Annotated in this window: 7 protein-coding genes; 1 reads left to right on the top strand and 6 read right to left on the bottom strand. The window is 65.7% G+C overall.

Annotated elements, in window-relative coordinates; genetic code table 11:
• Positions 1 to 25 precede the first annotated feature (25 nt).
• The 6 genes from prsT to QQK25_RS11200 form a co-directional block, all read right to left on the bottom strand.
• Positions 26 to 1,798, bottom strand: a complete 1,773-nt coding sequence (prsT, locus tag QQK25_RS11225; protein WP_284188005.1) for an XrtA/PEP-CTERM system TPR-repeat protein PrsT — start codon at positions 1,796 to 1,798, stop codon at positions 26 to 28.
• A complete protein-coding gene (locus QQK25_RS11220) occupies positions 1,755 to 2,717 on the bottom strand; it encodes a tetratricopeptide repeat protein (protein WP_284188004.1) in 963 nt (320 codons plus the stop codon). Before QQK25_RS11220 ends, prsT begins: the two co-directional genes overlap by 44 nt.
• Positions 2,718 to 2,830: 113 nt before the next feature.
• The gene (gene prsR / locus QQK25_RS11215) at positions 2,831 to 4,198 is read right to left on the bottom strand and encodes a PEP-CTERM-box response regulator transcription factor (RefSeq protein WP_153160284.1); all 1,368 of its coding nucleotides are present in this window, start codon (positions 4,196 to 4,198) and stop codon (positions 2,831 to 2,833) included.
• Between the two features lie 4 nt (positions 4,199 to 4,202).
• A complete protein-coding gene (gene prsK / locus QQK25_RS11210; RefSeq protein WP_153160285.1) occupies positions 4,203 to 6,299 on the bottom strand; it encodes an XrtA/PEP-CTERM system histidine kinase PrsK in 2,097 nt (698 codons plus the stop codon).
• Positions 6,300 to 6,387: 88 nt separating this feature from the next.
• Positions 6,388 to 7,773 (bottom strand): TIGR03013 family XrtA/PEP-CTERM system glycosyltransferase, encoded by a 1,386-nt coding sequence (locus QQK25_RS11205; RefSeq protein ID WP_284188003.1) that lies wholly within the window; start codon positions 7,771 to 7,773, stop codon positions 6,388 to 6,390.
• A gap of 466 nt (positions 7,774 to 8,239) precedes the next feature.
• Positions 8,240 to 10,138, bottom strand: a complete 1,899-nt coding sequence (locus tag QQK25_RS11200; protein WP_284188002.1) for a potassium transporter Kup — start codon at positions 10,136 to 10,138, stop codon at positions 8,240 to 8,242.
• 239 nt (positions 10,139 to 10,377) lie between these two features.
• Between QQK25_RS11200 and QQK25_RS11195 the strand changes: the two genes are divergently transcribed.
• On the top strand, positions 10,378 to 13,674 hold the full coding sequence (locus QQK25_RS11195) for an EAL domain-containing protein (protein WP_284188001.1): 3,297 nt from the start codon (positions 10,378 to 10,380) through the stop codon (positions 13,672 to 13,674).
• Positions 13,675 to 14,145: the final 471 nt, after the last annotated feature.

The following is a 14,145-nucleotide window of genomic DNA, read 5'->3' as shown; positions in this document are numbered from 1 at the left end:
CCTGATAACGAATGTGAAGACTTGATCAGAGGGTCGCGCGGATCTTTTCGATCTCGGCGGCAACCGGGGATTTTTCGGGGGCGTTACGCTGAGCTTCGTCCAGCTCCTTGCGGGCACCGTCCTTGTCGCCGCTCTTGATGAGGGCGCGGGCAAGGTTGATGCGCAGCTGCGGCAGCTTGGGCCCGAGGCTCACGGCCTTCTTCAGCGTCTCGATGCCCTTGGCCGTGTTGCCACTGTCCATCAGCAGCGTGCCGAGGGTGTCGAGCACAACCGGGCTGTTGGGGGCCAGGGACACGGCCTGCTCGGCGACGCTGACGGCACTCTTGTCGTTGAGCTTGCCCAGCGCCCACGCCAGGTTGTTGAGCAGCATGGCGTTCTTGGGTGCCATCTCGAGCATCTGGCGATACTGCTGGACGGCCGATTCGTACTTCTGCTCGGACAGGCTGCGCTCGGCGAGGTAGGTGCGGATGACCATATCCTTCGGATTGGCCTTGACCCACTCGGACACCAGCTTGGCCGCTTCCTGCTCCTGGCCTGCGGCGAGCCGCGCGGAATGCACGCGGATCAGCGACTGCGGGCTCTTGTCGCGCTTGAAGGCTTCGGAGTAAGGCCCGACGGCATCGGCAGACTTGCCCATGGCGGAAAGGGCCTCGCCTTCGAGTAGGAAACCGACCGACGATTCGCCGTGCTGCTTCTGCACGTCCCTGGCCACTGCGATCGCCGCGTCGCCACGCTTGCTCTGGAGCAGCAGCGAGATCAGGCGCTGCTGGGCTTCGACGGCATCGGGCTTGAGCGCCAGGGCCTTGCGCAGGCTCTGCTCGGCACTTGCGAAATCCTTGGCTGCCACCTGCAGGTCGGACATGGCCACCAGCGGCGCTACCGAATTCGGCATGCGGGAGCTCAGCTTGCCGAAAGTGGTGAGGGCCTGCTGGTTCTCGCCGGCGGCCACCTGGGCGCGGGCAAGGAGTTCGAGCAGGGCCGGATCGTCCGGCGAGCCGGCCTGGGCTTCCTGGGCCAGCAGCAGCGCGCGCTTGGTGTCACCCGACTGCGCCAGCATCGCCACCAGCGCGGTGCGGATCGGCAGCGAGGTCGGCACGGCGGTCAGGCCCTTTTCGAGCAGCGCCTGGATGTCCTTGTTCTGGCCACCGGTCATGGCCTGGAGTTCGGCGTACTGCATGTAGCCCTGGGCCACCTTCGGGTTGGCGGCAACGAAGGTCTCGAAGCGCTTGCGGGCCGCATCGATGTTCTTGTCGGCCATGTCGAGGCGGGCAAGGTTGCTCACCGCCGGCAGGAAGTCCGGACGCAGTTCGAGCGCCTTCTCGAAGGCCTTGCGGGCACCGGCCGTATCCTTGCTGGCAAGCAGCACGCCGCCCTTCATGTTGTAGGTGACGGGATCGTTCGGCTTCTTCTTCTCGAGGGTCTGAACCGCGGCGACCGCCTTGGCCACTTCGTTGCGGCGCAGGTGGGCCATGATCAGGGTGATGTCGGCCTGGATGTTGTCCTGGTCGAGGGCAGACGCGGCTTCCAGATCCTGGAAGGCCTGGTCGGCTTCGCCGCCGACAAGGCGAGAGACGCCGAGCCGGGTGCGGTACTGGGCGTTCTTCGGATCAGCCTGGGTGGCACGCTGGAAATACTGCTCGGAACGGTTGAAATCACCGTTCATCGCATAGACCTGACCGGCGAGGTTGAGCACGGCGACGTCCTCGACCTTGTCCTTCAGCAGCGGCTGGAGCGCTTCGAGGGCGCGGGACGGCTCACGCGTGCCGATGTAGGCGGTCACGAGCAGGCGGCGGGCCATCCATCTGCAGATTGGGGGCGCGCTCGATGACCTTCTTGGCGTTTTCCTGGGCCTGGACGAAATCCTGGCGCTGCAGTTGCAGGGTGGTCGCCAGCAGGAGAGCCGGGATGTAGTCGGGGGCCACGCGCAGCACCTGCTGCACGCCGTCGTAGGCTTCCTTCGCCTTGCCGCTGCGCAGATTGATGTAGGACTGCAGGTACACCGCCATCGGGTGACCGCCGAGGGCCTTGCGCATCTCGGTCACCTTGGCCTGGGCCAGATCTACCTTGTTCTGGCGCAGCAGCACCGAGATGAGGTTCTGGTAAGCACCCACATCGGTGGGCTTGGCGGCAATCACCGCCTCGAAGGCCGGGATCGCTTCATCGACGCGGCCCATGGTCAGCAGCAGGTCACCGCGCAGGGAGTGGGCTTCGGGCAGGGTCGGCGCATCCTTCAGCACCGCATCCACATCGACCAGCGCGCCGTCGAAGTCGCGGCCGATCGCCCGCAGGCGGGCCAGGCCCACACGGGCGAGCGGGTAGTTGGCCGATTCGCGCAGGGCCGAATTGAAGGCTTCGCGGGCCTCGTCGATCTTGCCCTTGCCGATCAGGTTGGTGCCCTGCATGGTGAGGATGGCAGCCCGGCTCTCGGGCTTCTCGAGCCGGCGGTTGGCGAGCTCGGTGGTGATCTTGTCACCCTGGCCGGTGGCGACCAGCGCCTTGGCCAGCAGCGGCACGACTTCATCGGGCGAATAGCCGGCATCCAGCGCGCGGCTCAGTTCCTTTTCGGCACCGGCGTAGTCGCCCTGCTCGTAGTTGATCTTGCCCAGCAGGAAACGGGCTTCGCCGAGGTTGGCATCTTTCTGGAGCGCATTCTTGAGCTGGATCGACGCCGCGTTACGATCGTTCTTGGCGATGTACTCCTTGGCGGACGTGACCATGGACTCGGTACTTGCACCGCATGCAGCCAGAAGGAAGGCGCAAAGGGTGCTGATGGCAGCATTCCGCACGGTACGGCGTTGATTTTGAACACGCATTAGCATGGTTCCTTGAGTCACGTTGAAGTCTCTTTCTTGATTCCGAACCGGTTCATCAGATCGTAGAGCGTCGGACGGCTGATTCCCAGCACCTCCGCCGCCCTGGCCACGTTGCCATTGACCCGTGCCATCACCCTGACCACCGCACGTCGTTCGGCTTCCTCGCGGACGACACGCAGGTTGAGGGCTTCCAGTTCTTCGTCGGGATTGACGTCAAGGCCGATGTCCTCGGCCGTGATGCAGTTGCCGTCGGCCATGATGACCGCGCGCTTGATCGCGTTCTCGAGCTCACGGATGTTACCCGGCCAGCGATGGGTTTCGATGCTGTGGACGGCGTCGTCCGTGAGCGTCATCGCGCCACGCCCGTGATCGCCCGCGAAACGCTGGACGAAGGCGTGGGCCAGCAACACCGCATCGCCGTCCCGGTCGCGCAGGGCCGGGATGTCCACGACGATCTCGGCGAGGCGGTAGTAAAGGTCTTCCCGGAAACGGCCGGCCTGGATCAGGCCCTTCACGTCCTGGTGGGTGGCGCAGATGATGCGCACATCCACGGGGATTTCCTCGCGTCCGCCGATGCGCTCGATCACCCGCTCCTGCAGGAAGCGCAGCAGCTTGGCCTGCAGCGGCATCGGCAGATCGCCGATTTCGTCGAGGAACAGCGTGCCCTTGTTGGCCACTTCGATCTTGCCGAGGGTCTGCTTGACCGCGCCGGTGAAGGCGCCCTTCTCGTAGCCGAAGAGTTCGGATTCGAGGAGGTTTTCGGGAATCGCCGCACAGTTGATCGCCACGAAGCGCTCGTTGCGGCGGGGCGACAGCTCGTGCAGGCCGCGGGCCAGCACTTCCTTGCCCGTGCCGCTTTCGCCCAGCAGCATGGCCGTGACGTTGGCGGAAGCCACGCGCTCGATGAGGCGGCACACCTTGAGCATGCCCGCGTCGCGGGTGATGAGACCGGACAGGGCGCTGCCCTGCTGGATCTTCAGACGGCGGTTGTCCTGCTGCAGATCGTAGAGGCGCAGCGCGCGATCCAGGGTGAGCGCCAGCAGCTCGGGCTCGAAGGGCTTGGCGAAGAAATCGTAGGCACCCATGCCCACCGCACGCACGGCGTTCTCGCGGTCGTGCTGCCCGGTGAGGACAACCACCTTGGTGTCGGGGGCCAGCGCGAGGATCTCACCCAGCAGCTTGAAGCCCTCGGTCACGTCGTCCGGCGCCGGCGGCAGACCCAGGTCCATCGTCACGACGGCAGGTTCGTAGCGCCTCAGCTGCGCGATGGCCTCTTCACGATTGTTGGCAACCACCGTCTCGTACTGATCGAAGGCCCAGCGCATCTGCTTCTGAAGCGCCGGATCATCCTCGACGATCAGCAAAGTCCTGCGTTTATCAGTCATATCCCTATTCTGCTACCGCTTTGTTACCGGCATTCTGAGCGTTCGCGGCAATGGGCAACCTGATCTCGAAGCAGGTTCCGACACCCACCTCGCTCTGAACGGTCAGATTGCCACCCAGTTCCTGAACATATTGGTGCGCCTCGTAGGCGCCGATCCCCATTCCGCTCGCCTTCGTTGTCTGGAATGGCTTGAAAAGCTGGTCCCGGATGAATGCGGTCGACATGCCCGACCCGGTATCCCGGACGGTGATGCACGCCTGATTACCCTCCTGGGATAGCCGTACTGACACACTACCATGCTCCAAAGTAGCGTCTAGGGCATTTTGCACGATATGCCCAAGGATACGTTCGAGTCGTTCGGAATGCGCAAAAACTGCCAGCTCCGGCGCCCCTTCCTCAAAGGTGGGGCACGGACGGAACATCCTTTTCGACTGGACGATGTGCTCGAGCAACCCCTTCAGCAAGACCGGCTTGCGCTGGTTGATCGGGGTCTTTTCCATCAGCTGGGCCATCAGCCCGCGCATCCGCGACTCCACATGCCGGACGGTGTCGAGCATGTCGGCCTGGAACTCCGGATTGTCCTTGTGTCGCTCGGCATTGCGAAGCATCAGCGACATCTGTGCAACAAGATTCTTCAGATCATGGACCACAAAGGCCGACATCCGGTTGAAGGCGTCGAACTTCTGGGCCTCGAGCAGGGCTTCGGTAGCCTGCATCCGGGCAAAATAGCTGGCGGCCTGCCGGCCCGCCATCTTGAGCAGATCCAGGACTTCCCAGTTCACATCCACCGGCGTGCGCGGGGTAAGCAGCACCACGAAGCCCACCAGCACGCCCGACGAGATCAGCGGCACGATCAGCCACATGTCGGCGAGCTCGGACGCCCACTCGGGCAGCGGCGCCGTCACATCGGGCGAGAAACCGCTGCGGGCCTCCTGCAGATTGACGATCCACTCGCGCTCCAGCATGAAGCGGGCAAAATCGGAATCCTCGCGCTCCTGCAGGCCATAGTGCGGCATGTTGAGCCGCGCCTGCTGGCTGAAGCAGCCGTTGGCATCCCGCAGCCACACGCCACCACCCGGGCTCTCGACCAGATCGGCCAGCGCCTTGACCACCGATTCGCCGAGACTGAGCCCGTCCCCTGCCACCGACAGGGCCTGGGTCACGCCCAGCCACTCGGTGCGGTAGTCGTACCGGTAGGCGAAGAAATGCTTGGCGAGGAACACCCGCAGCCGGGCCCGGAAGGCCCCTGAGAAGAACACCACACCCAGGAACAGCACGCCACCAAACAGCAGCGCCAGTTGCAGCGCCTCGCCCCACTCGCCACCGAAGTAGCGCATGTAGTAGCCGGCGCCGGCGATGATCAGCAGGTACAGGCCCGACCCAGCCAGCGCGGTTGAATGGAACACCACGTGCCGCGAGACCGAGATCCGGAAGGTCCATTCCGGATTGCGCGACGCCGACACCGCCACCAGCGGCAGCGCCAGGGCGTGGGCAAAGCCGCGTACCCCCCAGATCACCGGGTGGATGCGGCTGAACAGCAGCATTTCGGAGTACAGATAGACGTCAAAGGCGAACAGCCCGCCCAGCGCCAGCACCAGCGGCTTGACGCCCCAGCGGGAGCGCTCGATGACCGCCCGGTAGAAGAGTTCCAGCAGCACCAGGCCGAACACCGCGGTCATCAGCGCCGTGGCGGCCCAGGTGCGCAGCGGCGTGCCATACAGCGGCACACCCAGGGTGAAGCAGATCACGCCGATCGCCCCGAGGGTGACGATGGCCAGCATGCCCGGCTTGGGCCACGCCGGCAGCCCGGAATCGGGCCCGTCGCCCGACGCCTGGGACAGCATGCTCAGGAGGAAGCCGAACCACGCCGCCATCCGCAGCACGTCCAGCAGATTGGCCAGCTGGAACATCCAGACCCAGCCCGAGGTGGAAAACACCCAGTTCGCCACCGCCCACAGGGCACTGGCCACCACCGCTGCGATCAGCAGGATGCCCTGCCGGCCCCTGCGCCAGGCCACGCCGAGGTAAAGCGCAAACAGCCCGTGCAGCACCGCCGCAAAGGCGTAGCTCCACGCCGAGACCTGCGAAAGGATTGATTCCATCGAGCCTCAATAAAAGCAGACGCTCCCGGCAAGGGGAGCGTCCTGGGTTCAGACCATCCCCTGCCGGGGAACGCGACGCCTGAATGGTTTAGTGTGCACCGTCTCCGGTCAGCACAACCCGCACCGTCTCGAACAGGACCACGGTATCGAGGAACAGGGTGTGATTCTTGACGTAGTACAGATCGTACTGCAGCTTGTTGATCGCATCATCCACCGACGAACCGTACTGGTAGCGGACCTGAGCCCAGCCGGTCACGCCCGGCTTGACGCAGTGGCGGACGGCGTAGAAGGGAATGTCGCGGGTGAGCTGATCGACAAAGAAAGGGCGCTCCGGGCGCGGGCCGACGAGACTCATGTCGCCCTTCAGCACATTGAACAGTTGCGGCAGTTCGTCGATGCGGCACTTGCGGATGAAACGGCCGACGCGGGTCACGCGGTCATCGTTGGCGGTCGCCCAGCGGGGCTTGCCATCGCGCTCGGCATCCCGGCGCATGCTGCGGAACTTGGTCACCTTGAACAGGCGGCCACCCAGGCCGACACGCTCCTGGCGGTAGAACACCGGCGCGCCGTCCTCGATCACGATCAGGAGCGCCGCCAGCACCATCACCGGCGCCGCAAGCACCAGCAGGAGTAGCGACACGAAGATGTCGAACACGCGCTTGACCAGCGTGCGACCCCAGCCCTGACGGAAGCCTTCGCCGTAGATCAGCCAGCTGGCACGCAGGGAATCGATGCGCACCTGACCACGCACACGTTCGAAGAAGCTGGAGAGGTCGAGCACCTTGATGCCGGCCATCTTGCAGTCGAGCAGCTCACGCAGCGGAATGGCACCACCGCGACGCTCCTTGACCGCCACGATGATTTCATTGACGCGCAGGTGATTGGCCGCGGCAAGCAGGCTGCCATCGAAATGGATGACCCGCTTCGGATCGATGCGAATCTCGTCGCCAGCGCCGGCGGGATAGAAACCCACCACCTGAAGGCTGGAGTTGGCGGGATGGGTCAGCGCATGCTCGACGGCTGCGGCGTCCGACCCGGTCCCGATCACCATGATACGTTTCACAAAAACCCCTGCACCCGTCCGCCGGGCAGTGAAACCACGGACGGCGACCACGAAACCAAGAAGGGCGATCACGTTGAGTTCAAGCGCCTCATGTGCGAACTCGCCCCACGGAAGGACCTGAAATATACCGTAAGCCACGGGAACGCTCAGCACGATCGACATGCCGACACGCATCAGGGTCTGCCGGAAATCCGAGCCGAAACCCGCCCGATACAGGCCAAGGGCGCCGTTCAGGATCATCATGGTCACCGCGAAGGCAAACGCCGACGGCACCACAGTCGCCACCAGGCCACCATCCACCCGGGCCTGCATCACGAACACGACAACCACCGCCACAAAAAGCAACAAGGCGTCAAAGACCAGTCGCTGGATCGTGCTGGACGGAACGTAATGATTGAAGAGTTTGAGCATTCTGAGCACCGACCGCCCTTGAAGGACAGCCTCCCATGCAAATTTGATCAAGCCGAGTGGCGGACAACTCAACCACAAGCCCCTACGAAAACCGCTTTTCCGAGCGGCCAGGAACGGCTACCGGACATGCCAGGCACGCGACGCATACTTGCAAAATGCGTGAAAATCCGTGCAGTCGAACGATAGCGCTTATGAACCCTGCCTCCTGTGATGCCCGTCACAAGGGGGATGACTTCGCCGACCCGACGTTCTACCACAACAAAATATCACCATCGAGACACCCGTCGAATTTACGGTCGGAAACACATCCAAAATGAACCGGCCGGCAACGGCAGACAAGGCAGCGCCCCGCGCTTCCTCGCCCGACGACCCGGACCGGTTTCTGGCCGACGTTAAAGCCTGTCAGCACCAATTATTATAACGTCGTAATGCCCGCTTTAGGTACTCTGCCAGTTGTCTAAAATTGTCAAAGCTCGACCTGCGTACCGAACTCGACCACCCGGTTGGGCGGAATGCTGAAGAAGTCGGCCGCGCTGTGGGCGTTCCGGAACATCAGGATGAACAGCCGGTCCCGCCACAGGGTGAGCGGCGAGGTCTTGCGCGGAATCAGCGTCTCCCGCCCAAGAAAGAACGAGGACTCCATCAGCTCGAAGGGCAGGCCCTGGTCGGCGCACATCGCCAGCGCCGCCGGAATGTCCGGGTCGTCCTTGAAGCCGTAGCGCACGAACACCCGATAGAAGCCGAAATCGAGTTCTTCCACCCGCACCCGCTCGCACACAGGCACGCACGGGATGTCCTCGGTCACCACATTCACCAGCACCACCCGGGCGTGCAGCACCTTGTTGTGGAGCAGGTTGTGGAGGAGCGCCCGGGGCACGCCGTCCGGCGCGGTGGTCATAAACACGCCGGTGCCGGGCACGCGCAGCGGGGGATCATGGAACATCGACTGGATGAACAGGGTCAGCGGCATCGTGTCCTGGCGCATCCGCTCGGCCAGCGCCTCGCGGCCGCGCTTCCAGGTCATCAGCAGCCCGTGCACGCCCAGGCCCATCGCCAGCGGAAACCACCCACCGTCGAAGATCTTCACGCTGTTGGCGCTGAAGAACGCAAAGTCGACGATGAAGAACAGGATCAGGAAGCTCACCGACGCCAGCCAGCCCCAGCGCCACAGGGCACGCACCACCACGAAGGCGAGCAGGGTGTCGATCATCATCGTGAGCGTCACCGCGATGCCGTAGGCCGACGCCAGCGCGCTCGACGAATGGAAGCTGATCACCAGCGCCACCACCGCCCCCAGCAGCATCCAGTTCACGTTGGGCACGTAGATCTGGCCAATCTCCCGCTCGGAGGTGTGGATCACGTGCATCCGCGGGGAGTAGCCCAGCTGGATCGCCTGCTTGGTAAGCGAGAAGGCGCCGGAGATCACCGCCTGGGACGCGATGATCGTCGCCAGCGTGGCGAGGCCCACCATCGGCAGGATCAGCGCGTCGGGCACTAGGTTGTAGAAGGGATTCCTGACCGCTGTCGGGTCGTCGAGGATCAGCGCGCCCTGCCCCAGGTAATTGAGATACAGCGCCGGAAACACATAGCCGAACCACGCCACCTTGATCGGCCGGCGCCCGAAGTGGCCCATGTCGGCATACAGCGCCTCGCCGCCGGTGATGGCGAGCACCACCGCCCCCAGCGCCAGAAAACCGTGCCAGTGGTTGTTGGCGAAGAAATCCATCGCATAGACCGGATTGATCGCCCGCAGCACGTCCGGATGGCGGGTGATGTTGACCGCCCCGAGCACCCCGAGGGTGGTGAACCAGAACAGCATCACCGGCCCGAAAACCGCCCCGACCTTGGCCGTGCCCTTGCGCTGGATCACGAACAGCCCGGTGAGCACCGCCAGGGAGATCGGCAGCACGTAGGGCCGGAAGGCCGGCGTGGCCACTTCAAGGCCCTCGACCGCGGAGAGCACCGAGATGGCCGGCGTGATCACCCCGTCGCCATAGAACAGCGCCGCCCCGAACAAGCCCAGTGCCGCCATGCCCGCCCCGAGCCGGGGCGAGTTGTTGGTGCGCAGGGCCAGCGAGGTGAGCGCCATGATGCCGCCCTCGCCCCGGTTGTCGGCCCGCATGATGAACACCACGTACTTGAGCGACACCACGATGGTCAGCGCCCAGAAGACCAGCGACAGGATCCCGATCACGTTGTCCGGCGTCACCGGCACCGCATGGGGGCCGTTGAAGACTTCCTTCATCGTGTACAGGGGGCTCGTGCCGATGTCCCCGAATACAACACCCATCGCCGCCAGCGCAACGGGCAACACCCGCTCCGGCTTTGCGTGGGTGATTTGTCCTTCAGCAAGCACCGTGGACATCCAGACCTCCAGAATCTGCACGGGCCCGCCAGTCATGCGCGGGCGCCAAATCCATCAGCAGAGGCTGGTCGCCTCCGCGCGGACCGCGATACTACCGCATTGCAGCATTTGCGGGCGCCCTCCTTCGGGCACGGTATCTGCATGGTTCCGGGGGTCGCGGAACGTCCCATACCCATCCGAGCAGTTACAATGCTGCGATTGGCTGCCAGACACCCGCCTACCGTACTCAAACCAACCCGATGCGCATCGCACCCGGCATCCGCCCGCAACTGGGCATCGCCCTCGCCTACACGGTCTGCGGGCTCATCGCACTTCACCTCGCCATCCCGCCGGGCTACGTGGCGCCGCTGTTCCCGGCCGCCGGGGTCGCGCTCGCGGCGATGCTCATCTACGGCTACGGCATCTGGCCGGCAATTTTTGCCGGCTCGATCATCACCAACATCTATGCGGGCTATCATGCCGGGCTGCCCGACCGCAGCCTGCTGCTGCCGCTTTACGTTGGCGCCGGCGCCTCGCTCCAGGCGATCGCGGGCAGCTTCATGGCCCGGCGCTGGATCCGTTTTCCGATCACCCTCGACACCGCGGATTCCATCGTCCGCCTGCTGTTTGCCGCCGCGCCCCTGAGCTGCCTCGTGGGCGCCACCATCGGCGTGACCGCGCTCGTCGTGCTGGGCGGGTTGCCCCCGGCTGAAGCCGCCTTCAGCTGGTGGAACTGGTGGGCTGGCGACGCCATCGGAATCCTCATCGCCGCGCCGCTCACCTTCGTCTTCATCGGCACCCCGCGCAACGAATGGGCACCGCGCCGGCTGCCCATCGCCCTGCCCCTGGGCATCGCCCTCGTCCTGCTGGTGGGGCTCGAGATCCAGGTTGCCCGGTGGGAACAACAGCGCCTGCAATCCCGCTTCGAGCGCGACGCCAGCCACCTCGCCAGCCTCGTCCGCACACGCTTTGCCGACTACCTGGACGTGCTCCAGGCCAGCGAGCGCGTGATGGTGGCCTCTCCCGCCATCGATACGCCCACTTTCGAACAACTCTCGTCCACCTGGCAGTCGCGCTACCCGGGGCTCCAGGCCATCGGCTGGATTGCCCTCACCCCCGCTGCCGGGGTTCCCGCCCTTGAACGCAGCGCCCGCACCTCGCCTGCCACCGCGGATTTCCGGGTTGTCGACCGGGACGGCCACAACCAGCTGGTCCCCCTCGCCCCGCGGGACGAATACTTCGTCATCCGCCACATCACCCCGCTCAGCCGCAACCGCCGCGCCCTGGGCGTCAACGTCAGCTCGATCCCCAACTCCTTCGACGCCGTCCAGCGCACCGTGGCCAGCGGCACCGCCGCCGCCACCCGCGCCTTCGAACTCACCCAGGAAACCGAGCACAAGCTGGGCGTGGTGATCTACCAGCGCACCCTCGCCCCCGGCAGCACGCTCCAGACCCCGCCGGCCGGCCTCGTGTTCGTCGCCCTGCGGCTCGAAGAGGCGGTCGAGAGCGTCCTCAGCCAGCAACCGGTGCCCGGGGTGGGCTACTGCCTCGAAGAAGTGACCATTGCCCAGCCCCGCGGCAAGCGCCTTGCCGGCCTTGCCCAGTGCCCCTCGGTGGGCCAGGCCGGCCCCGGCGGCATCCACACCTGGCAGGAAACCTTCGACTTCGCCGGCCAGACCTGGCGCCTCGGCTTCGCCCCCACACCGGCCTACGCCGCCCTCAACCGCGGCTGGGAAACCTGGACCCTGATCGCCATCGGCCTGGTGTCCACCGGCCTCCTCGGCGCCTTCCTCCTCGCCACGACCGGGCGCGCCCGGCGCATCGAGGAGATGGTGGGCCAGCGCACCAGCGAGCTCGCCGACACCAGCCGGCGCCTCCAAGCCCAGCAGGCCATCCTCACCCACGCCGAGCGCATCGCCCGCCTCGGCTCATGGGAGGCCGACCCCATCACCGGCGCCAGCCACTGGTCGGCCGAGCTCTACCGGGTGCTCGGCATCCCCGCCGAGTGCGACAGCCAGCTCGGCGCCCTGCTCGACGCCGTGCTCCCGTCCGACCGCTCCACCCTTCGCGATGCCCTCCACCGGGTGGCCAACGGCCAGCCCAATGCCAGCCTCGACGTGCGCCTGCCCCCCGAAAACGGCGAGAGCCGCACCGTCCATTTCACCATTGAGGCCACCCCCAACCCCGCCGGCGGCACCCTGCTGCGGGGCACCGTGCAGGACGTCACCGCCAGCCGCGCCGCCGAAGCCCACATCCACTACCTGGCCCACTACGACACCCTCACCGGCCTGCCCAACCGCACCCTCTGGATCAACCGCGCCGAGCAGGCCCTCGCCTTCGCCCGCCGCAACCAGCTGCGCCTGGGCGTACTGTTCCTCGATCTCGACAACTTCAAGACCATCAACGACACCCTCGGCCACCCGGTGGGCGACCGCCTGCTCTCGGCCGTGGCCAAGCGGCTCTCCGGCAGCCTGCGCGACGAAGACATCCTGGCCCGCATCGGTGGCGACGAATTCGTCGTGCTGCTGCCCCAGCTCGGCCGCCCCGACGACGCCGCCACCGTCGCCCGCAAGCTCATCGCCAGCCTCAACGCTCCCTTCCACGTGGGCAACCAGGATCTCGTCACCTCCACCAGCGTCGGCATCGCCCTCTACCCCGGCAACGGCGCCGACATCAACACCCTGCTCAAGCACGCCGACACGGCCATGTACGACGCCAAGAGCGAAGGCCGCAACGACTTCCGCTTCTTCACGCCCGACATGAACAGCCGCGCCTACGCCCGGCTCAAGCTCGAAAACGCCCTGCGCCGCGCCCTCGACCGCAATGAGCTGATCCTCGAATACCAGCCCCAGTGGCAGATGCCCGGCCAGACCCTCGTCGGCGTCGAGGCCCTGGTGCGCTGGAACCACCCCGAGCGCGGCCGCGTCTCGCCCCACGAGTTCATCCCCATCGCCGAAGAAACCGGCCTCATCCAGCCCCTGGGCGACTGGGTGCTACGCGAAGCCTGCCGCCAGCAGGCCGAATGGCAGACCCTGGCCCAGCGCACCGGCCACACCTGCCCGGTGGTCGCCATCAACATCTCGGCGCTGCAGTTCCGCAAGCCGGATTTCCTCACCCGGGTCCGCCAGATCATCGCCGATAGCGGCGCCACTCCGGATCGGCTCGAGCTCGAACTCACCGAGAGCGCCCTGATGCAGCCCACCCCCGAGATCGAAGCCCAGCTGGCCGCCCTGCGCGCCATGGGCATCGGCCTCGCGCTGGATGATTTCGGCACTGGCTACTCCAGCCTCGCCTACCTCAAGCGCCTGCCCCTCACCCACCTCAAGATCGACCGCTCCTTCGTGCGCGACCTGCCCGGCGACGCCGAAGACGCCGCCATCGCCGCCGCCACCCTCTCCATCGCCCGCGACCTGGGCCTCAAGGTCATCGCCGAAGGCGTCGAAACCGAAGCCCAGCGCGATTTCCTCCTCGCCCGCCAGTGCAGCGTGATGCAGGGCTTCCTGTTCGCCCGCCCGCTGCCGACCGAAGAGATCACGCGCCTCATCACCACCGGCTGACCCGCCCCGCGGCACGCCGCGCCCTGCCCCGGCGGCATCCCCCACCGGGCAAGCGCCCCCACGCCCACCCCCGCAGCCCTCGCGCCACCCCGCCGCGCCATCCCTTCACGCCCCCGCGACGTCGCCGCAACCCGCAGGGACGTCACTGCAACGCGCAGCGTCATCGCCGCAAGCCCCAGCGACATCGCCGCAACCCGCAGGGACGTCGCTCCAACACGCAGCGTCATCGCCCCATGTCATGGCGACATCCCTGCGCGGCGCAGGGACATCCCTTCAACGCAAAGGGACGTCACTGCACGCTGAAGGGACTTCTCTGCACCGTAAAGGGACGTCACTCCAGCTCAAAGTGACGTCACCGCACCACGCAGCGTCGTGGGAGTGTCAGTAATTTTGTGTTCGAGGCGGTCTTGATTCTTCCTGCGCTGCCGCGGCAGCGCAGGAAGAATCGGCTCACCGTGCCATCGCCGGGAT

Source organism: Zoogloea oryzae (assembly GCF_030161255.1).
In the GTDB taxonomy this organism is placed as follows: Bacteria; Pseudomonadota; Gammaproteobacteria; order Burkholderiales; family Rhodocyclaceae; genus Zoogloea; species Zoogloea oryzae.
Note: the sequence above shows the minus strand (reverse complement) of the source record. Positions and strands in the feature narration are given on the sequence as shown.

What these genes read in the sequence shown, in the direction of transcription:
- prsR (WP_153160284.1), bottom strand. Translation starts at nt 4,198, where the DNA reads ATGACTGATAAACGCAGGACTTTGCTGATCGTCGAGGATGATCCGGCG.
- QQK25_RS11200 (WP_284188002.1), bottom strand. Translation starts at nt 10,138, where the DNA reads ATGTCCACGGTGCTTGCTGAAGGACAAATCACCCACGCAAAGCCGGAG.
- QQK25_RS11205 (WP_284188003.1), bottom strand. Translation starts at nt 7,773, where the DNA reads ATGCTCAAACTCTTCAATCATTACGTTCCGTCCAGCACGATCCAGCGA.
- QQK25_RS11220 (WP_284188004.1), bottom strand. Translation starts at nt 2,717, where the DNA reads ATGGTCACGTCCGCCAAGGAGTACATCGCCAAGAACGATCGTAACGCG.
- prsT (WP_284188005.1), bottom strand. Translation starts at nt 1,798, where the DNA reads ATGGCCCGCCGCCTGCTCGTGACCGCCTACATCGGCACGCGTGAGCCG.
- prsK (WP_153160285.1), bottom strand. Translation starts at nt 6,299, where the DNA reads ATGGAATCAATCCTTTCGCAGGTCTCGGCGTGGAGCTACGCCTTTGCG.
- QQK25_RS11195 (WP_284188001.1), top strand. Translation starts at nt 10,378, where the DNA reads ATGCGCATCGCACCCGGCATCCGCCCGCAACTGGGCATCGCCCTCGCC.